Here is a 20,866-nt window from a genome sequence, read left to right on the forward strand (position 1 = left end):
AGAGGGTGAACCGCGCGCCCCGCTGGCTGCTTCCCACCGTGTTGACCGCGCTCGTCCTTGCCGCGGTCCTCGGTGCGCTGCTGAACTGAGGGCGGGTGATCGACGGGGTGCGGAACGGGGATGATCACGGGATGTCCGGCAGGGGGGCCGTCCGGCTCGTCACCGCGCTCGTTCTCGCCGGCGGCCCGGTGCTCCTCGGTGTCCCCGGCGTCCCCGGCGCCGCCGCGACCGCCGGAGTCTCCGCCCGGGACGACAGGGTGGCCTTCACGATCAACGACCCGCGGATCACCGAGTCCAGCGGCCTGGCGGCCAGCACGCGGCATCCCGGCGTCGTCTACACGCACAACGACTCCGGCGGCGTCCCGAAGATCTACGCGCTCGACTCGGGCGGACGGGTCCAGGCCGTGCTGACGGTCGGCGGCGCGGGCGCCCGCGACTGGGAGGGCATCGCGCTCGGCAAGGACGGACGCGGCCGTCCCGCGATCTTCGTGGCGGACATCGGCGACAACCTCGGCGGCGCGTGGCCGTATGTGACCCTGTACCGGATTCCGGAGCCGGACCGGCTCCGGAGCCAGACCCTCCGCGCCACCGCCTTCAAGATCAAATACGCGGACGGGCCACGGAACGCCGAGACCTTCATGATCAACCCGAGGACCAACCGCGTCTACATCGCCAGCAAGGTGTTCGGCGGCAAGCTCTACGAGGGCCCGGCGCAACTGCGGACGGGCGGCTACAACGTGATGCGGAAGATCGGCGACGCGCCCGCCATGTCCACCGACGGCGCGTTCTCCCCCGACGGGCGCACCTGCGTCATCCGGACCTACTTCGGCGCGCGCCTGTACTCGGTGGGCCCGGACGGCAGGCCCGGCAAGTCCCTGAAGTCGATCGACCTGCCGTTCCAGCCGCAGGGCGAGTCGGTGACGTACACGGCCGACGGCACCGCGCTGCTGGCCGGGTCCGAGGGGACGAACACGCCGGTCTACCGGGTGCCGCTGCCGAACGAGGCGCGGCCGTCGCCGTCCGGGCGGAGCGGTCCGAAGAACTCGGGGACGTCCGCCGACATCGAACGAAGCGACCGCGACAACGGAAGCACCAGGACGGGCCTGTTCCTCGCGGTCGCGATCGCCGCGGCCGTCGGCTACGCGCTGCTGCGCAGGCGCGGCGGCTCGTCGAGGGGCCGATGACGGGCCCCGGTGTGAACAGGAGCGCGAACGGCGGCACGGGCGACGGCACGGGCGACGGCACGGGCGACGGCACGGAGGGAAGCACGGGCGGAAGCGGGAGCGGGCGCTGGAACCGGTGGGGCGCCGCGAGGCAAGACCGACCTGACCGGCACGATGGAAGTCGGTTCCGGACGGCGACGGGATCCTGGAAGGGGGAGACGGGCCCGCGGGGGCCCGTGTGAGGATGCGGACTGTGGAGCATGAGCTGGTGGGCCTGGCGGGACCCGGCGGCCGGTGGCGTCCCGTCGCCGTCGGCCCTTTCGCCCTGCTCGCGGTGTTGTTGGCGCTGCTGCCGATCCGTCCGGTGTGGCTGTGGGCCGCGCTGATCGGTGTCGTCGCCGCGATCCCGTGGCTGCTCGGCGCCGCCCCGGACGCGCGGCGGCGTCGTCCCCGTCCGTACTGGCGGCTGTCCACCGACGGTCTGGAACGGATCGGGCCGGGCGGGTTGAGCATGGTCTCCTACGAGCGGTCCCGGATCGAGGCGCTGGCCATCACGACCGGCGACGGCGTCCTCACCGTGTTCCACCGGTTCGGGCGTACCGCCGTCGGCGGAATGACCTCGATGGGGTTGGAACCGCTCGCCGTGTTCGTCACGGCGCGGCGGCTCGGCATTCCCGTGCACATCCTGGACGGTGAGGCGACCGACCTGCTCGATCCGGCGCTCGACGACGCGCTGGGCGTCCCGGGGCTGGACGACGGCGATCCGGTCGGCAGCGCGCTGCCCCGCGACCACGCGACGGAGAAGCGGCTGCTCGACCAGGAGGCGGCCCTGCTCGCCGCGGCGCACGAGCCGCCCCCGACCGAGACCGTGTCGGCCGCGGCCGGCGCCGGGTCGGGCGGCGCGCAGCGGCTGGACACCCCGGAGCCGCAGCCGAGCCGCCGCCGGATCGTGCTGCTCGGCGCGCTGACCGCGCTGCTCGGCGCGATCATGATCGGCAAGATCGCGGCGGACGGCACCGGCGAGTTCGGCGCCCGGCTGGCCGCGGGCTGCTGGGCACTCGCCGCGATCTTCGGTGTGCTGGCCGCGCGCCGCCGTCTGCTGCGGGCCACGCAGGTCCGTTGGACGATCACGACCGAGCGGCTGCTGGTGCGGGCCCGTCCCGGCCGCCGCCGCGAGGCGCAGGACCTGCGGGCCGGGGACGTCGCCGCGGTCGTCGTCGGTCCGGGGCTGCGGCTCGACCCGGTGAGCGGCGAGCCGCGCCGCGCCGAGCTGGCCGCGCTGGCGTTCGGGCACCGGTTGGAGCTCGTCGCCCGGCTGCCCGCCGACGGGCTGGACGGCTTCCAGCTCGCGCACGCCCTCGACGACCACGGCTACCGGGTGATCACCCCGGCCACCCGGCCGCCGCGCCGCGCCTCCTACGGGCTGGAGTGGCTGCCGGAGATCTTCGCCCGGGTGCCGGGCGGCCGGCTGGTGGTCGCCGACGGCGGGCTCGGCTGGGCGGACGCGGCGGGCGACATCGTCGTCACCATGCCGGAGGACCGCATCGGCGGCATCGAGCTGCTGACCATCGCCGGGCACGCCTGGGTCCGGCTGTACGACACCGACGGCGACGAGTTCCTCGCCGCTCCCCTGTCGGCGCTGCGGATCTCCCGGACCGACCTGCGCGACTCGGCCCGCCGCGCGGGGCTGCCCGTCAACGACGCCGAGTACGACGCGTACCTCAGCGCCGCGTTCCACTCCGCCGTGTCCACGCTCACCGAGACCCCCGGCGACCCGGAGCCGGCGACCGCGTCGGTGACCTCGCAGAGCGCCGCGGGGCAGGAGGCGGGCGCCGACACCGGGCAGGACGCGGGGTCGGCACGGCGTGACGACCGTTCGGGCGAGCACGATCTCACGCTGGAGGCGTCCGCGCCGCCCGGTCCCGTCACCGCGCCGGGCGCCCTGCTGGACGCGCCGCGCCGTTCCCGGGCCGGGACGTACGGCATGAGCGTCCTGCTGTGCCAGGCCGTGGCGCTGCTCGGCGCCGTCTGGCTCGGCCCGGAGTTGGGCGGCTTCAACGCCACCGCGTCCTGGTCGGTGCCCGCGGGTCTGGTCGTCGGCCTCGTCGGCTACTGGCTGTACGACCGCAACCGTTCACAGCTTCGCGTGTCGTCCGCCGGGCTCGCGGTCGTCACCCGGCGCGGCCGGGTCGAGTGGGACCTCGGCCGCGACCGTGTCGGTGGCGTCGGCATCGACGAGGCGGCCGAGCGGATCTCGCCGCTGGTGGTGTGGAGCCCGTCGGGGCGGGTGCTGCGGCAGGTGGGCTTCCCGCTCGACGCGGACGAGTTGCGCCGTGCCTGCGAGCGCTACGGCCTTCCCTGGGGGCCGCCGGACGACCGTCCCGCGCCGCCGCCGCCCGAACTCTGACGCAGCGACCACGTCTTCAACGTCTCGTAGGTCAGCTCGCCGTACTCCTTGCCGGGCAGGTGGCTGCGCATCAGCTGGACCGACTCGGCCGTCCACGGCGCGCTCGCGAACGCCGACAGCGCCTCCAGCAGGGGGCGGACGTCCATGGGCCGTCTGGACCGCGCCAGCGTCAGGTGGGGCCGGAAGCCCCGGTGCTTGTCGGGCAGCGTCCCGACGCGGCGCCCGGCGGCCGTGGTGGACGCCGCGAGCCGTGCGATGCCGCGACGGTCGCCGAACAGTCCCGTCCACAGGACGCGGGCGTGCGTTCCGCTGCCGGGGAAGGCGCCCGCGCCCGCCAGCGACAGCGACATCCGCTCGTGTCGGGCGACGGCGCGTTCGAGCCGGGGCAGCAGCCGGGCCAGGGTGCGGTCGTCGACCTCGCCGAGGAACGTCAACGTGACGTGCAGCAGTTCACGCCGCACCCATTTCAGTTCGGGCACCGCGCCGCGATGCGGGCGGACGGCCTCCTCAAGCTCGTCAAGTACGTCCGGTGGCGGTACGAGCGCCACGAAAAGCCTCATGGGAGCGTCCGGAGGGCCACCCGGCCAGCATTTCAGCAGATGGCACCCGTTGTCACGCGGATCGAGCACCGGAGGCGCGGGAAGCCCGGAACACGCGGGACGCGAGGGCGCCCCGCCGGATCCGGACGAACGCGGGGTGGTCCCGCGCGGCCAGCGCGCCGACGGCGATCGAGGCGAGGGCGGAGATCAGGCCCCCGGCGACGATGCTCGTGCGGGCGCCGAAGTGCTCGGCCATCCAGCCGACCGTGGGGGCGCCCAGCGGGTTCGACCCGAGGAACACCAGCATGTACAGGCCCATGACCCGGCCGCGCATCTCGGGCGCGACGCCGAGCTGGATGCTGGAGTTGGCCGCCGTCATGATCGTCATCATCGCGACGCCGGTGGGGACCAGCAGCACCAGGAACGACCAGTACGTCGGCATCAGCCCGGTGATGATCTCCAGCACGCCGAACGTCAGGCCCACCGCCACCAGCAGTCGCAGCCGCGGCCTGGCCACCCGCCGGGCGGCGACCAGCGCGCCGGCCAGCGCGCCGAGCGCGAGCATGCTGGACGCGAGGCCGAACGCGGACGCGTCGGTGTGGAAGACCTCCTTGGCGACCAGCGCGACCGTGGTGCCGAAGTTCATGCCGAACATCGCGAGGAACCCGATCAGCACGATGATCAGCATCAGGTCGCGCCGTCCGCGGACGTAGCTCAGGCCTTCCCGGAGCTGTCCCTTGGCACGTTTCACCGGGTCGGCGGGGTGGAGTTCGTCCGTCCGCATCGCGTAGAGGCCGAACAGGACGGCGCCGAACGACGCCGCGTTCACCAGGAACACCGGGCCCGTGCCGATCAGGGCGATCAGCACACCGGCGACGGCGGGGCCGAGCAGGCGGGCGCCGTTGAAGGTGGCGCTGTTCAGCGCGATCGCGTTCGGCAGGTCGCGTTTGCCGACCATCTCCACGACGAACGACTGCCGGGCCGGGTTGTCGATGACGGTCGCGAGACCGAGGCCGAACGCCAGCACGTACACGTGCCACACCTGCGCGGCGCCCGTGATCGCGAGGAAGCCGAGAATCAGCGCGAGCACGCCCATGGCCGTCTGCGTGAGCATCAGCAGGAGCCGCTTGGAGTAGCGGTCGGCGATGACGCCGCCCCACAGGCCGAACAGCAGCAGGGGCAGGAACTGGAGGCCGGTGGTGATGCCGAGCGCGGTGCCGCTGCCGAGCGTCAGTTCGAGGACGAGCCAGTCCTGCGCGATGCGCTGCATCCACGTGCCGGTGTTGGAGACGACCTGGCCCGCGGCGTAGAGCCGGTAGTTGCGGACGCGCAGTGACCGGAACATGCCCCCGGACCGGGGCTCCTCCGGTTCCTCGTCGACGGCGGGCGCGACGCTCTCGCTGAGTTCAGCGGGCTCGACGGGCTCGACGGGCTGTTCGACAGGCTGGGGGGTGTCCGTACGCTCCGGCTCCGCCACGTCCGCCTTGCCGAGGACTGCGGTCGGGGCGGTGGGGCAGGACGGCGCGGTGCGGGTGACGGGGGTGACGGGGGTCGCGGCCGCGTGCCGGGGACGCACGGGCCGTCGGCCGTGGGGGCGGCTTCTCGCGGTCCCCTCGGCCTCGCCGGGTTTTTCCTTAGCAGAAGTCATTAACCCTGCTAACGGTATCCGGACCTCCGGCATTCCGGCAAGAGCGCTCAGGAGCGGCTGAGCTTGTCGATGATCGGCGCCGCGCGGCGGAGGATCTCCCGCTCCTCGTCGGTCAGCTCCGTGAGCCTTCTGGCCAGCCACGCCTCCTTGCGGCGCCGCTCGTCGGCCAGCAGCTCGGCGCCCGCCTCGGTCGCGTTCAGCACGACCTGGCGGCCGTCCGTCGGGTGGGGGCTGCGCGCGACGAGGCCCCGCTCCTCCAGGAACGCGATCACGCGGGTCATGGAGGGCGGCTGGACCTTCTCGTGGTCGGCCAGTTCCCGCGGCGTCATCGAACCGTGCCGCTCGATCGCGGCGAGCGCGGCGAACTGGGTGAGCGTCAGCGGCGCCGGGCCGTCCGCGCGCGGGTCGCCGCCCGCCTGTCGACGCAGCGTGCGCAGGCGCCGCGACAGCCGCGCGATCGAGATGCGCAGCTCCTCGGCCAACCCGGGCCCGGAATCACCCCTGCCTCGAATCTCCGGCTCTGTCGCCGGCTGGGTCTCCGGCTCGGTCTCCGGCTGGGTCTCCGGCTGGGTCCCCGGCTCGGTCTTCGGCCCTGTCATTGGCGCTGTCATCGTCATCGGTCTCCTGTCTGCCATGCTGCCATGCGGATCCGGCCCACCGAAGGCCCGGTCGCCGTTTCCGGCTGGTCATCGACGGGGTCGTACGGGATCTCGGGGTGCCCGGCGCGTACTCTGACCGCATGACGCGACCGCGCCGCCCGGATCCGCCGCCCATGAAGACCAACGATGTCCGCATCGCCGCCGCGGGCGCGGCCGCGTGGGCCGTGGCGTTCGTCGTGCTGCTCATCATCGGGTTGCCGGCCGAGGACCGCTGGTGGCTGTGGGTGTGCGTGACGGGTTTCGCGAGCGGCATGTTCGGCGTCTGGTACGTCCCGAGGCTCCAGGCCCAGCGCGCCCGCCAGGAGGCCGCGCGCGCCGAACGACGCGAACACGCCGGTTAGCGCTCCCCGTCGTGGGGGTCGTCGAGGGGGTCCAGGTCGGTCTCGGCCAGGAGGTCCGGCACCGCGTCGGGGTCGCGCAGGACCGCTTCGACGATCAGCCGGGACGTCCACTCCCCGGTGAACCAGGCCAGTGCGCGGGCCAGGCCCGCGGCTCCGCTCGCGTGGACTTCGCCGTCTCTGGTCCACCACGACACTTCCTGGCCGTCCACGACGAGTCGATCGTGGGCGAGGTAGTCGGCGGGGGCGTCCGGTAGGACGGCCCTGACCGCGTCCGGCACGGGTCGTTTCTCGCCCACCGACTGGACGACACCCGGTACCTCCTCACCTGCCAGGGGCAGGTCGAGGAGTTCGGCGAGCCGCACGTCCCGTCCTTGGGCGGCGATGACCAGCGGTTGGCCCCGCAGGAGCGGGAGAAGGTCCGGGGAGTCCAGAACGAGGGCGTCGGCGGCGTCCACGACCTCGACCTCACCGTCCACGACCGCCCGCACGCGGTCGGGTGGTTCGACGGCCGCGTCCGGTGTGTCGGCCAGGGCCGTCCAGAGCCCGCCCAGTCGCGCGCGGCGGACGCGCCGTTCCGGGTCACCGAGCCGGTCGAGCAACTCCTGGGCGCCTCCGGGTTCGTCGAGCAGATCCTCCAGGGACGTACGCACGCCCAAGGCGAGCAGGAACCGCTCGTCCAAACCGTCGGGCGCGACATCGTAGAGCCCTTCCAGGGCCTCGTCCCCGTGCAGGGTGTACTCGCCGGGGCGGCGTCCGTCCAGGACGCGGTGCCGGCTCAGCCACCACGCCGTGTAGGACGGGACCGTCACTCGCCGACCGTCGTGCAACGCCACATGAACCGGATCGACGATCGCGGCCCGCCAGGGCGGCTCCGCGAGAACGCGCAGCGCCGCGGACCAGTCGTCGACGAGTTCGAGGTCGCGGACGGCCACGAACTCCGGGACGAGCGGCGGCAGGTCGGCCGGGCCGGTGCGCCGCAGCACGTCCTCGGCCCACAGGTCCTCGTCGTCGAGGTCGAGGGGTTCGGCCTCGTCGGCGAGCCCGGCGAGGTTCACGTCCTCGGCCGTCGCGAGGGCGAACCCGTGCAGGACACCGACGGCGGTGAGCGTGTCCGCGCCCCACTTTCGCAGCAGGTCACCGTCCACCACCCCGAACGGCGCGTCCTCGGCCATGAGGGCCCGCAGCGGGCTGTCGGGCAGGAGCAGTTCGCCCGCCGGGTACAGGTCCCCGTCCTCGCCGGGCAGGGCCAGCTCCGCGAGCCAGGGCTCCTCACCGGGGTCGATCCGCGCGGCCGCGACCAACCCCAGGACCGCCTCCGCGACCGTGTCGGGGTCGTCGGCCTCCATCGATTCCCGGACGGCGGCGCGCACGGCGTCGTCGGCGAGGACGGCCCGCGGTCCCGCCTCGACGGCGCCGAGCCGCGTCAGCAGCGGATGCACCGCCTCCGGATGGACGAACCGCAGGCCCAGCGCGTCCAGACCGGCGGGATCGACACCGTCGGCGATCAGCAGCCCCCGCGGGCCGCGCACCGTCCGCCCGGCGGCCCCGGCCAACGGCACCGGAAGGGCCCCCAGACCGTCTGTGGCGGCCCCGGCGAGCGTCCCGTACATCCGGTGCCACCACGCCGGTTCTCGCTCCACAGCGGCCAGCTCGTCGATGACGTCGGCGAGTTCGATCCGGCGGACGCCGAGCGCGGTGAGCGCCGGGCTCCGCGCGGGCCACTCGGGCGGCAGCAGCCCGGCCACGACATCGCCCAGGAACTCGACGAACGCGGCGGGGGCGTCCAGGGCGACCGCGTCGCGTCCGCGTGTCCGGTCGGGCAGGAGGGGCGCCTCCGGGAGGCGCTCCCGGATCGCGCGCCGCACCCGGGCGTCGAGTTCCCCGGCGCCGACCGGGCCGGGCACGAGCCCGAGCACGCGCGGCGATACCGGAAGCTCCTCAAGCAGCCGCACGTAGGCGTCGGCGGCCCGGTCGACGAGGAAGTCGGTCAGCGGCCCGGCCGCGACGTGCCGCCGGTCGGGTGCCAGCGGAAACGACGCGATGAGCAGCGCGGGCAGGTCCAGCCGTTCGTCGCTGGCCGTGGGCGCGTGCAGGACGGCCGGTGTGCCCTCGGGCGGACCGTCCTCCGGCAGCGCCCACCGCACATGCCAGAACGGACGTCCACGCTCCTCCACGGGACGGTCCTCCAACAGCGCCGAGGGCGTTTCCCCGTGCGCCTCCACGGTTCGCCACACCGCCCCGTCGATGACCGTCTCGCCGGACGGACGATGCTCGGCCGTCAGCTCACGGACGTCACCGTCCACGTCGATCTCGATGCTCTCCAGCGCCGGAAGGGCCAACATCAGCGCCGCGCCCGCCTGCGCGAGCTGCCGCCGGACGGGTTCCACCGCCTCGTCCCGCAACGGCAGCCGCACCACCGTGTCGAACCCCGGCGGAACCTCGGGCGGCTCGGCGGGCGGCTCGGCGGGCGGCTCGGCGGGCGGCTCGTCCAGGGCGAACGGCAACCGCAGCAGCGGCACGTGCCCGCCGCGCCGCTCCAGCTCGTCGGCGAGCGCCGGGATCTGCTCCACGAGTTCCCTGGCCCGCTCACGCGACCACAGCACGCCCGTCCCACCGGAGACGATGTAGGGCCGGTCGCTGACGGCGGCGACCGCGGCGAACCCGACGCCGAACCGTCCCGCCGCGCCGGCGTCGTCCCGCTTGGCCGACGCCCGCAGCGTCGACAGCGCCTCCACGCCCGCCGCGTCCAGGGACGCGCCGACATTGGCCGCCGTCAGAACCGCCTCAGGCGGAGACGTGCGGAGGGTCAGGCGGAGCCGCCCGGGAACGGCGGCGCGCAGCGCGGCGTCGGCGGCGTTCTGCGCCAGTTCGACCACCACGCGGTCGCGGTAGCCGCCGAGGGCGTAGTCCTCCTCGGCGTTGGCGTCCTCGCGGAACCGGGCCGGGGACTCGCTCCAGGCGCGCAGCACGCGCTCACGCAGGGCGCGCGTCCCGAGATCCGGCCCTGCCCCGAGATCAGGCCCTGTCCCGAGATCAGGCATCGTCAGCTGTGGCCGAGGGCCTCGTCGTCCAGGGACGCGGCGTTCTCGTCCACGGACACGGCCCGCTCGTCCGGACTGACGGCCTCCGCCGTGAGCGACGGCAGCACCTCGTAGCCCAGCTCGTCGACGACCGGCGGGCTGTGCTCCGACAGGGCCGGGATCGAGACCGCCTCGGAATGGGCGCCGCAGCCGTGGTCGGCGGAGACCACCCGCCCGTCGTCGGGCGCGTACTCGTTCGCGCACACCCCGAACACCTGCCGCAGCTCACCCGCGAGCGCCAGGTAGAACCCGCAGGTGGAGCACTGCGCCGGAGCGGACGCGGCGATCGGCGCGCGGGGCCCGGCGACCCCGTCGTACCAGCGCGCGGCGGCCTCGTCCCGCCCCTCCCGGGACAGGACGCGGACGCGGCCGAGCCCGAGCTCCCACTGCGCCTGGCGGTCGGCGGAGTCGTCCACCTGCGCGTAGCCGGGCGCGAGCCGGACGTCGTCGGGCGCGGTCGGCAGCAGGTCGCCGGGGCCGAGGTCGCCGGGCCGCAGCCGTTCCAGCCACGGCACCCACGGCGGCGCGAGCAGCGCGTTCTCGCCGGGCAGCAGGACGCATTCGCTGACGGTGACGACCTTGGCGCGGGACGCCCGCGTCACCGTGGCCGCCCAGCGCCACCCCTCGTAGGCGGGGTCGAGGCACTCGAAGTAGTGCGTGACCACACGGTCGCCCTCGGCGCGCAGGCCGAGATGCTCGCCGACCTGACCGGGCCGGGCGGTCTCCTCCGCGGCCTCGCGGGCGAGGGCGACGGCCTCGGCGCAGGCGGTGTCGACGACGGGCGTGCGGGTCCGGCGGGCCGGACGGGACGACTGAGGCAGTGGGCTCACGTGTCAATTCTCACCCATGAAACGACGTGGCCGGGCACTTCAACGGCCCTTCCCAGGGAAAACGACCACTGACGCCCCAAGGGTGAGCAGGTCCCCCAGCAGGGAACGTACTCTCAATCAAAGGCCGGGGCGCCGGTGGAACCAGCACACCGCGGGGAGAGATCAGGCGCATGGGTGACCGGACATTGTTCGGGCGGTCCGTACGCGCCGGTGCCACAGGTGCGGCGCGGGCGGCGCGCGGCACCCGTGCGGCCATGGCGAGCACGGGACGGCTCACCCGCCGCGTCACGCACGCCCAGGGCGCGGGACGCAGCGGCCTCGGCAACCTGATCGAGGCGTCCGCGATCAACTCCGCGGGCGACGCGCTGGTCACCGTCGCGCTCGCCGGAACGCTGTTCTTCGGCCTGGACGTCAACCAGGCGCGCGGCCAGGTCGCCCTCTATCTCGTCGTCACGATGGCGCCGTTCGCACTGGTCGCCCCGCTGATCGGCCCGGCGCTCGACCGAGCGCGGCATGTCCGCCGGTACGCGATCGCCAGCACGTTCGTGCTCCGCGCGCTGCTGTGCTGGGCGATGGCGAGCGCCCTGCCGCATGGCGACCAGGTCACCTTCCTGCCCGCCGCGTTCGGCGTGCTCGTGCTGTCCAAGGCGTACGGGGTGCTGCGCGCGGCGGTGACCCCGCGCGTCCTGCCGGACGAGATCACGCTGGTGACGGCGAACGCGCGGTCGGCGTTCGCGGGGTTGATCGCCGCGTCGGTCACCGCGCCGATCGGCGGCGGTCTCGCGTTGCTCATCGGCGCGGACTGGGTGCTGCGCATCGGCACGGTCGTGTTCCTGCTGGGCGTCGTGTTCACCATGCGGCTGCCACGACATGTGGACGTTCCCGAGGCCGACCTCGCCCCGACGAGCGAACCGGCCGCGACACCGGAGGCGGACGGCTCGGACGCGGGTCCCGCGGAACAGGGCGCGCCACAGGGGCGGCGGTGGCGGACGCTGCCGCGTGTCGGCCCGGTCGTGGCCGAGGCGATGCAGGCGAACGCCGTCCTGCGCATACTCTCCGGCTTCCTGATCATCTATCTGGCGTTCCTGCTGCGCCAGGAACGGTTCGACCCGGTGTCCAACAACGTCGCGCTCGGCATGCTCGTGGCGGCGGCCGGAGCGGGCGGCCTCATCGGCACGACGCTCGGCGCGTGGATGAAGGCCCGCGCGCCCCGGCTGATCGTCTCGGCGACGCTGGCGTCCGTGACCGCGGTCTGCGCCGTCGGCGCCGCGTTCTTCGGCCTGTGGGCGGCGCTGGCGGTGGCGGCCGCGGCGGGGCTCGGTCAGGTCCTCGGGAAGCTGTCCATGGACGCGGTGGTGCAGCGCGAGATCGGCGAGGAGATGCGCTCGTCGACGTTCGCGGTCTCGGAGACCCTGCACCAGCTCGTCTGGGTCGTCGGCGGGCTGCTCGGCCTCGGCATGTCGATCGTCGCGGACGGACGGGTCGCCCTGGCGGTCGTGTCCGCGGCGCTCGCGGTGTCGCTGGCGCTGCTGCTGCGGCGGCAGGCCGTGACCCGCCGCCGCGCGCACCGGACCCCGCCCACGATCAAGGACGCGCATCCCGAGATGCACCCCTGAACGTGCGGACAGATCCACCTGGATCGGAGGCCACCCGAATCAGACGCCCCGGACAGGGCCGTTCTCAGGACGCGGCGAGGTCGTCGGCGACCGCCCGCAGCACGGTGGCGATCTTCTTCGCCTCCGCCGGGGCCGGGTGCTTGCCGCGCCGGTAGGTGTTGGAGATGCCGTCCAGCAGCTTGATCAGATCCTCGGTGATGACGACCATCTCGTCGGGCTTCTTGCGCCGCTGCTTGGCCATGGTCTTCTCCACCGACGGCAGCGTCTCCAGCACCCGCACCTGGAGGGCCTGCTGACCGCGGCGTCCCTCGACCACGCCGAACTCGATGCGCTGGCCCGGCCTGAGCGACGTGACCCCGCCCGGCAACGCCGATGAGTGCACGAAGACCTCACCGCCGTCATCGCGCGTGAGGAAGCCGAACCCCTTGTCGGAGTCGTACCACTTGACCTTGCCAGTCGGCACGGGAAACCTCGTTCGGTAATCGTCCTGAAATCGACCTCAAGATTAGTGCCTCGCCCCGGGCCCATGTACACACCGGGCACACTTCGCGACGCCCACGGGGTAGACGTTCAGAAGCTATCCCGGACGTCAGACAACGGCATCCGAATATCGCAACGCAGCTCAGGACGCCCGGAACCCGCCGAGCCATTCGGGAAAGGCCAACAGATCCGGCAGAACGACATCCGCGCCGTACGCCGAGAGCGCCGCCGAGTCGTACGCGCCCGTCGCGACCGCCACGGCGACCGCGGACGCCGCGCGGGCCGCGTCCACGTCGCCGGTGTGGTCGCCGATGTAGGCGCCCGCGGCGTGCTCGCGCAGTGCGGCGCCCTTGTCCGTGCCGAACAGGCCCCCGACGACGACGTCCACCTCAAGGCCGAGGAACCGCACGGTCCGTTCGGTGTCGGCCTGGTTCTTGCCCGACACGACGACCACGCGCCCGCCGCCGCGCCGCACCGCGTCCAGCGCCGCCGCGGCGCCCGGCATCAGCACGGTCGCCGGGACCGCGATGTCGGCGTAGATCGCCCGGTAGCGGGCGGCCATCGCGGGCACGTCCGCCGCGGGGAACCAGTACGCCAGCTCCACCTCCAGCGGAGGCCCGATGCGCCGCACGACGAGGTCGGTGTCGATGGGCACGCCGGTCTCCGCGGCGAGGGCGGCGTACACGGCGCCGATTCCGGCCCGTGTGTCGGCCAACGTCAGGTCGAGGTCGAAACCCACGGCTTCGAAAGCGAGATCGCGCACGTCCCACAGGGTAGGAGGACGCGCACGCACGCGAGTACCCGCGCTCCCCTGGTAGTGGCGATGCGACGGGATCCGAGTAGGAGAGCGCGGGCTTATCTCGCGGGGACCGTTCCGCCGTGACCGGATCTGGCGTGCCCGGTGCACCTGGATCGGCCGCCCGTGACCTCCCTATACCCGACCCCCCGGCCACGAACCACCTGACCAGGGAAAACGCAGTACTTGAACACGCCACCCGGAGCAAAAGGCGCGTCCGGTACGAACTAGTCCCGGCCGGGGAAGCGGACGCTGTCGAACGGCCAGGCCGTCGTGACCCACTCGCGGACGAACTCCTCCAGCTCCTTGTCCAGGGCGGAGTTCTCCTCGTCGGCCCGGACCCAGAACACCACGACGGCGTCCACGGCGGGGTCGTCGGACGGCGCGACATGGATGCGGCCGAGCTGCCGCTCCCCGTCCGGGGTGATCACGACATAGCTGAACGAACGCCGCAGCTGGCCCTCCTTCTGCAGCCACGCGACGTCGATGAGGGCCTGCTCGAAGGTGAACTCGCGGTCCGGCCAGCCCCACTCGGGCCCGAACCGTCCGGCGAGGCGGTCCAGGCTGCCGATCACGGCGCCATAGTCCTTGACCACGTCGTGCACGGTGATCGGACGGATCTGGAACCGGGAACCGGCCACCAGCGTGGGCACCACGAAGTCTTCGGGCAGGAACGTCCCGTCGGTCGCCTTCCGCGGAGACTCGAACATCGCCGACCTTTCCGACGACGCCCCTTTCGGCGACGGGGCGCGGGCACCGAAACTCTATCCGCACCCGGGAGTGAAGAGAGGCGTAACACACGGTGAAGAAGCCACGGTCCCCTCACCGACGGCCCCTGACATGCGGCCAGTCGGACACCGCACGACGGACCGCAGTCCCTGGTAGGTGCGGCGGTAGGCTCAGGCGGCGCGGTGCCCCGCCGAACGGGCACCGGCGCCTCACTTCGTGCGTCGAAACCGGGCGGCGGGCCCATGGCGGGGCCGGGGCCCCGGAGGAGCGGGGTCCCTGGAGGAGCGGGGCCATGGAGGTTAGGAGCAGATGCCGATGTCCACGCGCGAGCGGATCGTCGCCGAGTCGCTCCGGCTGTTCGCCGAGCGCGGCTACGCGGCGACGTCGGTGGCGGAGATCGAGGCGGCCGCCGGGCTGTCCCCGGGCGCGGGCGGCCTGTACCGGCATTTCCGGTCCAAGGAGGAGGTCCTCGCCTCCGCCGTCCGCGAGCACATCGATCTGACCCGCCGGCAGATCAGCGACGTCCTCGACCAGGCGCCCGTCCACGGGGACCGTTCGCTGGAGATCCGCCTGCGGGCGACCTGCGAGGCGGGCCTGGCGAAGATGCGCGCGGAACAGGACCTCATCCGGGTGCTGTTCCGCGACCTCGACCAGTTCCCCCACCTGGTCACCGAGATGCGCGAGGGCATCGTCAACCCCCTCTACGAGGGGATCTCCACCTGGCTGGCGGCACAGCCCGAGTTCGAGGGCACCGATGAGGACTGGCCCGCGATCGCGGCTGTCCTCGGCGGCGCGGTGGTGAACTACTGGCTGGCGAACGAGTCGATGTACGAACCGCCGGCCCGCATCGACGAGAAACGCTTCGTGGAAGGCTGGGCGCGGCTCGGTCTCGGGCTGATGCGCATGGAACGCGCACCGGCACCCTGACCCGCGTTCGTCATGGACGCCACCTAAGGTTGAGGAACGGCATGGAAACGTATGCGGACTGGCTGCGCGCGCGAGACGACGACGGGCTTCGCGCGCTGCTGGCCGCGCGTCCGGAACTCCTCGCGCCCGTTCCCGCCGACCTGACCGCGCTCGCCGCCCGCGCCACGACGCCCGCCGCCGTGTCCCGCGCCCTCGACCGCCTCGACCGGTTCACCCTCGCCGTCCTGGAGGCGCTGCTCGTCCTGCCCGCGCCCACCGAGCCCGACCAGACCGGCACGGAGTCGCTCGCCGCGGCAATGGACGCGCCTCCGAAACGCGTCGAGGACGCGCTCGGAACGCTCCGCCGGTACGGGCTCGTCTGGGGCGACGGGGCACCGGCCGTGGCGCCCGGCGTCCGGCAGTCGCTGCCCCATCCGGCGGGGCTCGGCCCGCCCGTCCGGGAGGTGTTCGCCGGATACTCCCGCGAACGGCTCACCGACCTCGTCACCGACCTCGACGGCGAGGCGCCGCGCGGGTTCGCCGACTCGGGACGCCTGCTCCAGCGGCTCACCGAACTGCTGGGCGACCCGGCGCCGCTGATCGACGACGCCGGTCCGGAGGCGCGGACCGCCCTCGACCACCTGATCTGGGGCCCGCCGGTCGGACGTGTCTCCGACGCCCGCCGTCCCGTCCGGATCGACACCGCCGCCACCCCCATCGAACGGCTCCTCGCCCGCGGTCTCCTCGCCGCCGAGGACGACCGGACCGTCACTCTGCCCCGCGAGGTGGCGCTGCATCTGCGCGGCGGACGGCTGTTCCGGGACGTCCCGGCCGACCCACCGCCGCTCACCCCCGCCCAGCGCGAACCGCGTTCCGCGGACGTGGTGATCCGGGCCGCGGCGGGCGAGGCGTTCAACGCCGTCCGGCTCATCGAGGAGCTGCTGGAACGCTGGGGCCTCGACCCGCCCCCGGTGCTGCGCAGCGGCGGCCTCGCCGTCCGCGACCTGCGCGCCGCCGCCACGCTGCTGGACGTCCCCGAGTGGAAGGCGGCGCTGCTGACGGAGGTCGCCTACGCGGCCGGGCTGCTGACCCGCACCGGCGACCTCGACGGCGAATGGCTGCCGACCCCCGCCTACGACCTGTGGCTGATGCGCGACGCCGCGGGCCGCTGGACGGAACTGGCCCACGGCTGGCTGAAGTCCGGCCGGGCCGCGGGCCTCGCTGGGGAACGCGACGACCGCGACCGGCTCATCAACGCGCTCAGCGAGGCGATGGTCCGCGGCGGCGCCTCGACCACCCGGCGGGCGACGCTGGACGTTCTCGCCGACGCGGGCCGCGGCGCCGTCACCGAGGAAGCGCTCCGTGCCCGCATCGCGTGGCTGCGGCCCCGCCGCGGCGGCCCCAACCGCGACCGGCTCGTCGGCTGGACGCTGCGGGAGGCCGCCGCGCTCGGCTTCACCGGCTTCGGCGAACTGGCCCCGTTCGCCCGCGACCTGCTCAACGGCGCCGACCCCGAACCGACGCTGGAGAAGCACCTGCCCGCCCCGGTCGAGGAGATCCTCATCCAGGCCGACCTGACGGCGGTCGCGCCCGGCCCGCTCGTTCCGGAACTCGCCCGGGAGATCGCGCTCGCCGCGGACGTCGAGTCCACCGGCGGCGCCACCGTCTACCGTTTCACCCCCGAGTCGATCCGCCGCGCCCTGGACGCGGGCCGCACCGCCGCCGACCTCACCGGCCTGCTGACCCGGCATTCGGCGACCCCGCTGCCGCAGCCGCTCACCTACCTGATCGACGACGTCGCCCGCCGCCACGGGCAGCTGCGCGTCGGCGCCCTCGCCTCCTACGTCCGGACCGACTCGTCCAGCACCCTCGACGAGATCCTCGCCGACCGCCGCTCCGACGCGCTCCGGCTGCACCGCCTCGCCCCGACCGTCCTGGCGTCCGCGTTGCAGCGCGCCGACCTCCTCGACGGCCTGCGCGCCATGGGTCTCGCACCGGTCGCCGAGTCCCCCGGCGGCGGCGTGATCGTGACCCGCCCGGACGCCCAGCGCGCCGAGCCGCCGCCGACCGCCGAGATCGTCCGGCTGCGGCCCGCGGAACGCACCGACGCCTCCATGATCGACGCCGCGGTCCGGGCCGTGCGCGCCGGGGACGAGGCGGCCAGGCTCGGCGCCGAGCAGGCCCGGCTACGGGCGGACGCCCCGCCCGGCGAACCGCCCCGCTCCCCCGCGATGGCCACCATCGACCGGCTCCGCAGCGCCGCCGACCGTGGCGGACGCGTCTGGATCGGCTACCTCGACCAGCAGGGCCAGGCGTCCAGCCGCATCGTCGAACCCGTCCGCGTCGAAGGCGGCTTCCTCACCGGCTACGACGCCACCCGCGCCGCCGTGCACCGCTTCGCGCTGCACCGCATCACCGGAGTGTCGGAACTGACCGACGACAGCACATCCTGACCCCGGGAACCGACGAACCGTAAATACGGTCAAAGCGAGAGCCATCGGACCGGTAGCGTGTCCGGCGAACAGCGTGAGGAGGCTCCCGATGAGCGGATACGGAGGTGCTCCGCCGTCGGGCTGGGAAGACCCGTACGGCGGCGGATCCCAGGGCTGGGACCCGGGCGGCGCGTACGGAGGCGGCGCGTACGGGGGCGGCGCGTACGGAGGCGGCGCGTACGGGGGCGGCGCGTACGGAGGCGGCGCGTACGGGGGCGGCTGGAACCCGCACGGCTACGGCCCTCCCGGCGTGCCGCAGGGCTCGGCGAGCAACGGCTCCGCCATCGCCGCCCTCGTCTGCAACGCCATCGCCCTGTCGATGTGCTGCAACATCTTCGCCATCCCCGGCATCGTCACGGCCGGGATGGCCCTCGGCCGCATCCACACCGACCCGCGCTCCGCCCGCAACCTCACCTTCTGGAGCTGGGCCATCTTCGCCGCCTCCATCGTGATCGCGATCACCGTGATCGTGATCTTCGCGATCCTGGACACCGCCGAGCCGGACTACGGCTCGTCCGGCGGAGTCTGACCCGGCGGAGTCCGGCCCGGCGCAATAAACCGCGCGGCGGCGGACGTTGAACTCTCGCGCCGGCACCTCGGGTAACGTGCACGAGCGCGCTGCCTCGAACATCCCATCCCGACGGGGGCTTTCGCTTTGACCGACGGTCCGCTCATCGTCCAGTCCGACAAGACGCTGCTGCTGGAGGTCGACCACGACCTGGCCGACGCCTGCCGCAAGGAGATCGCGCCGTTCGCGGAGCTCGAACGGGCACCCGAACACGTCCACACCTACCGGGTGACACCGCTCGCGCTGTGGAACGCCCGCGCCGCCGGCCACGACGCCGAACAGGTCGTCGACACGCTGATCAGGTTCTCCCGGTACCCGGTCCCGCACGCGCTGCTCGTGGACGTCGCCGACACGATGGCCAGGTACGGGCGGCTGCGGCTGGAGAAGGACCCCGCGCACGGCCTGGTCCTCGCCTCCTCCGACCGGTCCGTGCTGGAGGAGGTCCTCCGCGCGAAGAAGATCAAGGGCATGATCGGTGAGCGGATCGGGGAGGACGCCGTCGCCGTCCATCCGAGCGAACGCGGCGCGCTCAAACAGGCCCTGCTGAAACTCGGCTGGCCCGCCGAGGACCTCGCCGGGTACGTGGACGGCGAGGCCCACCCGATCTCCCTCGTCGAGGACGGCTGGCACCTGCGCTCCTACCAGCGCGACGCCGCCGAGACGTTCTGGCACGGCGGCTCCGGCGTCGTCGTCCTGCCGTGCGGCGCGGGCAAGACCATCGTCGGCGCCGCCGCCATGGCCCGCGCCGAGGCGACCACGCTGATCCTCGTCACCAACACCGTTTCGGCGCACCAGTGGAAGCAGGAACTGCTCCGCCGCACGTCCCTCACCGAGGACGAGATCGGCGAGTACACGGGCACGAAGAAGGAGATCCGTCCCGTCACGATCGCCACCTACCAGATCATGACGACGCGCCGGAAGGGCGCCTACACGCACCTCGAGCTCTTCGACGCCCGCGACTGGGGCCTCGTCGTCTACGACGAGGTTCACCTGCTGCCCGCACCGATCTTCCGCATGACCGCCGACCTCCAGGCCCGCCGCCGGCTCGGCCTCACCGCGACCCTCGTCCGGGAGGACGGCCGCGAAGGCGACGTGTTCTCCCTCATCGGCCCGAAACGCTACGACGCGCCGTGGAAGGACATGGAGTCCCAGGGCTGGATCGCCCCCGCCGACTGCGTCGAGGTCCGCGTCACCCTCACCGACTCCGAACGCCTCGCCTACGCCACCGCCGAACCCGAGGAGCGGTACCGCTTCTGCGCCACCACCGCCACCAAGACCAAACTCATCCAGGCCCTCGTCGACCGGCACAAGGGCGAACAGACCCTGGTCATCGGTCAGTACATCGACCAGCTCGACGAACTCGGCGCCCTCCTGGACGCTCCCGTCATCAAGGGAGAGACCCGCATCCGCGAACGCGAACGACTCTTCGACGCGTTCCGCTCGGGCGAGATCAACGTCCTGGTGGTGTCGAAGGTCGCGAACTTCTCCATCGACCTTCCGGAGGCGTCCGTCGCCGTCCAGGTGTCCGGCGCCTACGGTTCACGCCAGGAGGAGGCCCAACGCCTCGGCCGCCTCCTCCGCCCCAAGGCCTCCGGCGCCGGTGCCCGCTTCTACGCCGTCGTCGCCCGCGACACCCTCGACCAGGACTACGCCGCCCACCGCCAACGCTTCCTCGCCGAGCAGGGCTACGCGTACCGCATCGTGGACGCCGACACCGTCCTGGCAGGCGACGACGTCTAACGAGCCGCCCAGGGTTCCAGGTCGCTCCTCGAACAGAGCTACGGCCTACGCGCACCGCATCGTCGATGCCGACACCGTCCGCGTCGGCGATCAGCGGGTGCGCCTACTTCCGCACGCGGAAGCGGAGCATCGTGACGGCGCCCAGTTGGGTGTTGCCGAACGGTTCCAGGTCGATCCGTTCGAGGCTCGGAGGCGAGAAGCGGACGCCATCGCCGAGAAGCACCGGAAGGACGTACACCAGGATCTCGTCGACGAGCCCGCGGGTCAGGCACTGCGCGGCCAAGTCGGCGCCGAGGATCTCCAGGCTCTTGCCGCCTGCGGCGTCGCGTGCGGTGGCAACGGCCTCCTCGAGCCCGCAGGTGAGGAAGGTGACGGCAGGGTCCGGCTCGGCGGGGGGCTCGTGGGTGAGGACGAACTGTGCGCCACCCTCGTACTCGGGGCCCTGCTTGGACATGCGCTTGCCGACCTCGTACGTGCCTCGGCCGATGAGCATCGCGCCCGTGGCCTCCATGACCTCCGGGACCGTGTCCGAGGTCATGTAGTCGAAGATCCAGTCCATGGCGTGGTCGCGGCCGGCGATGAAACCGTCCAGCGACATCGCCCTGTTCACCACCACTTTGCCGGTGCCCACGTCACCCATGCGTGATCTCCCCACTGTCGGAAGCCAGAGACCGAACCCTAGTGCCAGCGGTGGAACCATCCCCCTCGCACCCGCCAAGCAACCGACAACAAACACGGACACATGAGCCCCGAAATGAGAAAGGGCCCCGCCGAACGGCGGGGCCCTTTCCTACAAAAAATGTCCGGCGGTGTCCTACTCTCCCACACAGTCTCCCATGCAGTACCATCGGCGCTGAAGAGCTTAACTTCCG

17 protein-coding genes and 1 rRNA gene are annotated in these 20,866 nt (G+C 73.1%); 8 read left to right on the forward strand and 10 right to left on the reverse strand.

Annotated features, from left to right (window positions below; genetic code table 11):
* Positions 1 to 131: 131 nt before the first annotated feature.
* Complete coding sequence (locus BZB76_RS25150) at positions 132 to 1,184, forward strand: hypothetical protein (RefSeq protein WP_121436944.1); 1,053 nt, start codon at positions 132 to 134, stop codon at positions 1,182 to 1,184.
* Positions 1,185 to 1,416: 232 nt separating this feature from the next.
* The gene (locus BZB76_RS25155) at positions 1,417 to 3,570 is read left to right on the forward strand and encodes a hypothetical protein (RefSeq protein WP_121436827.1); all 2,154 of its coding nucleotides are present in this window, start codon (positions 1,417 to 1,419) and stop codon (positions 3,568 to 3,570) included.
* Here the strand turns inward: BZB76_RS25155 and thpR are convergent.
* The 3 genes from thpR to BZB76_RS25170 all read right to left on the reverse strand — a co-directional run bounded on the left by thpR (position 3,510) and on the right by BZB76_RS25170 (position 6,356).
* Complete coding sequence (gene thpR / locus BZB76_RS25160; RefSeq protein WP_121436828.1) at positions 3,510 to 4,130, reverse strand: RNA 2',3'-cyclic phosphodiesterase; 621 nt, start codon at positions 4,128 to 4,130, stop codon at positions 3,510 to 3,512. The genes BZB76_RS25155 and thpR overlap by 61 nt on opposite strands.
* Before the next feature lie 52 nt (positions 4,131 to 4,182).
* Positions 4,183 to 5,454 carry an MFS transporter gene (locus BZB76_RS25165; protein ID WP_121436945.1) on the reverse strand — a complete coding sequence of 424 codons (1,272 nt, stop codon included), beginning with the start codon at positions 5,452 to 5,454 and terminating at the stop codon, positions 4,183 to 4,185.
* A gap of 350 nt (positions 5,455 to 5,804) precedes the next feature.
* Entirely contained in the window at positions 5,805 to 6,356 is a 552-nt protein-coding gene (locus BZB76_RS25170) for a MarR family transcriptional regulator (protein ID WP_121436829.1), read from the reverse strand.
* A 140-nt stretch (positions 6,357 to 6,496) separates the two neighbouring features.
* Here BZB76_RS25170 and BZB76_RS25175 point away from each other — a divergent pair, with 140 nt between their 5' ends.
* The gene (locus BZB76_RS25175; RefSeq protein ID WP_121436830.1) at positions 6,497 to 6,757 is read left to right on the forward strand and encodes a DUF2530 domain-containing protein; all 261 of its coding nucleotides are present in this window, start codon (positions 6,497 to 6,499) and stop codon (positions 6,755 to 6,757) included.
* Here the strand turns inward: BZB76_RS25175 and BZB76_RS25180 are convergent.
* Positions 6,754 to 9,726, reverse strand: coding sequence for a sacsin N-terminal ATP-binding-like domain-containing protein (locus BZB76_RS25180; protein ID WP_121436831.1), 2,973 nt, complete (start codon positions 9,724 to 9,726; stop codon positions 6,754 to 6,756). The two genes, BZB76_RS25175 and BZB76_RS25180, sit on opposite strands and share 4 nt — an antisense overlap.
* Positions 9,727 to 9,800: 74 nt before the next feature.
* Entirely contained in the window at positions 9,801 to 10,667 is an 867-nt protein-coding gene (locus BZB76_RS25185; protein ID WP_121436832.1) for a DUF3027 domain-containing protein, read from the reverse strand.
* A 170-nt stretch (positions 10,668 to 10,837) separates the two neighbouring features.
* Between BZB76_RS25185 and BZB76_RS25190 the strand changes: the two genes are divergently transcribed.
* Positions 10,838 to 12,283: an MFS transporter gene (locus BZB76_RS25190; RefSeq protein WP_246007183.1), complete on the forward strand. Its 1,446-nt coding sequence runs from the start codon at positions 10,838 to 10,840 to the stop codon at positions 12,281 to 12,283.
* A 64-nt stretch (positions 12,284 to 12,347) separates the two neighbouring features.
* On the opposite strand, the gene BZB76_RS36450 is transcribed toward BZB76_RS25190, so the two are convergent.
* The 3 genes from BZB76_RS36450 to BZB76_RS25205 all read right to left on the reverse strand — a co-directional run bounded on the left by BZB76_RS36450 (position 12,348) and on the right by BZB76_RS25205 (position 14,269).
* Positions 12,348 to 12,746: a cold-shock protein gene (locus BZB76_RS36450; protein ID WP_117399806.1), complete on the reverse strand. Its 399-nt coding sequence runs from the start codon at positions 12,744 to 12,746 to the stop codon at positions 12,348 to 12,350.
* A 159-nt stretch (positions 12,747 to 12,905) separates the two neighbouring features.
* A complete protein-coding gene (locus BZB76_RS25200) occupies positions 12,906 to 13,526 on the reverse strand; it encodes an HAD family hydrolase (protein ID WP_246007184.1) in 621 nt (206 codons plus the stop codon).
* 260 nt (positions 13,527 to 13,786) lie between these two features.
* Positions 13,787 to 14,269: a GNAT family N-acetyltransferase gene (locus BZB76_RS25205; protein WP_246007185.1), complete on the reverse strand. Its 483-nt coding sequence runs from the start codon at positions 14,267 to 14,269 to the stop codon at positions 13,787 to 13,789.
* Positions 14,270 to 14,603: 334 nt separating this feature from the next.
* On the opposite strand from BZB76_RS25205, the gene BZB76_RS36455 reads away from it, so the two are divergent.
* The 4 genes from BZB76_RS36455 (at position 14,604) to BZB76_RS25225 (ending at position 19,994) form a co-directional block, all read left to right on the forward strand.
* On the forward strand, positions 14,604 to 15,215 hold the full coding sequence (locus BZB76_RS36455) for a TetR/AcrR family transcriptional regulator (protein WP_281273907.1): 612 nt from the start codon (positions 14,604 to 14,606) through the stop codon (positions 15,213 to 15,215).
* A gap of 41 nt (positions 15,216 to 15,256) precedes the next feature.
* Positions 15,257 to 17,647 (forward strand): helicase-associated domain-containing protein, encoded by a 2,391-nt coding sequence (locus tag BZB76_RS25215; protein ID WP_121436836.1) that lies wholly within the window; start codon positions 15,257 to 15,259, stop codon positions 17,645 to 17,647.
* An 88-nt stretch (positions 17,648 to 17,735) separates the two neighbouring features.
* Positions 17,736 to 18,215 (forward strand): hypothetical protein, encoded by a 480-nt coding sequence (locus BZB76_RS34935; RefSeq protein WP_170180736.1) that lies wholly within the window; start codon positions 17,736 to 17,738, stop codon positions 18,213 to 18,215.
* A 126-nt stretch (positions 18,216 to 18,341) separates the two neighbouring features.
* A complete protein-coding gene (locus tag BZB76_RS25225; RefSeq protein WP_121436837.1) occupies positions 18,342 to 19,994 on the forward strand; it encodes a DNA repair helicase XPB in 1,653 nt (550 codons plus the stop codon).
* A gap of 103 nt (positions 19,995 to 20,097) precedes the next feature.
* Here BZB76_RS25225 and BZB76_RS25230 read toward each other — a convergent pair whose 3' ends face one another.
* Both BZB76_RS25230 and rrf read right to left on the reverse strand, forming a co-directional pair.
* Positions 20,098 to 20,634 (reverse strand): dihydrofolate reductase family protein, encoded by a 537-nt coding sequence (locus tag BZB76_RS25230; RefSeq protein ID WP_121436838.1) that lies wholly within the window; start codon positions 20,632 to 20,634, stop codon positions 20,098 to 20,100.
* A gap of 161 nt (positions 20,635 to 20,795) precedes the next feature.
* Positions 20,796 to 20,866 (reverse strand): 5S ribosomal RNA (rrf, locus tag BZB76_RS36840); the annotation flags it as partial.

The sequence above is a fragment of the Actinomadura pelletieri DSM 43383 genome (assembly GCF_003634705.1).
In the GTDB taxonomy this organism is placed as follows: domain Bacteria; phylum Actinomycetota; class Actinomycetes; order Streptosporangiales; family Streptosporangiaceae; genus Spirillospora; species Spirillospora pelletieri.

Coding starts and splice junctions, on each gene's coding strand:
- BZB76_RS25170 (WP_121436829.1), bottom strand. CDS start 6,356: ATGACAGGGCCGAAGACCGAGCCGGGGACCCAGCCGGAGACCCAGCCG.
- BZB76_RS36455 (WP_281273907.1), top strand. CDS start 14,604: ATGTCCACGCGCGAGCGGATCGTCGCCGAGTCGCTCCGGCTGTTCGCC.
- BZB76_RS34935 (WP_170180736.1), top strand. CDS start 17,736: ATGAGCGGATACGGAGGTGCTCCGCCGTCGGGCTGGGAAGACCCGTAC.
- BZB76_RS25165 (WP_121436945.1), bottom strand. CDS start 5,454: ATGTTCCGGTCACTGCGCGTCCGCAACTACCGGCTCTACGCCGCGGGC.
- BZB76_RS25190 (WP_246007183.1), top strand. CDS start 10,838: ATGGGTGACCGGACATTGTTCGGGCGGTCCGTACGCGCCGGTGCCACA.
- BZB76_RS25175 (WP_121436830.1), top strand. CDS start 6,497: ATGACGCGACCGCGCCGCCCGGATCCGCCGCCCATGAAGACCAACGAT.
- BZB76_RS25230 (WP_121436838.1), bottom strand. CDS start 20,634: ATGGGTGACGTGGGCACCGGCAAAGTGGTGGTGAACAGGGCGATGTCG.
- BZB76_RS25205 (WP_246007185.1), bottom strand. CDS start 14,269: ATGTTCGAGTCTCCGCGGAAGGCGACCGACGGGACGTTCCTGCCCGAA.
- BZB76_RS25215 (WP_121436836.1), top strand. CDS start 15,257: ATGGAAACGTATGCGGACTGGCTGCGCGCGCGAGACGACGACGGGCTT.
- thpR (WP_121436828.1), bottom strand. CDS start 4,130: ATGAGGCTTTTCGTGGCGCTCGTACCGCCACCGGACGTACTTGACGAG.
- BZB76_RS25150 (WP_121436944.1), top strand. CDS start 132: ATGTCCGGCAGGGGGGCCGTCCGGCTCGTCACCGCGCTCGTTCTCGCC.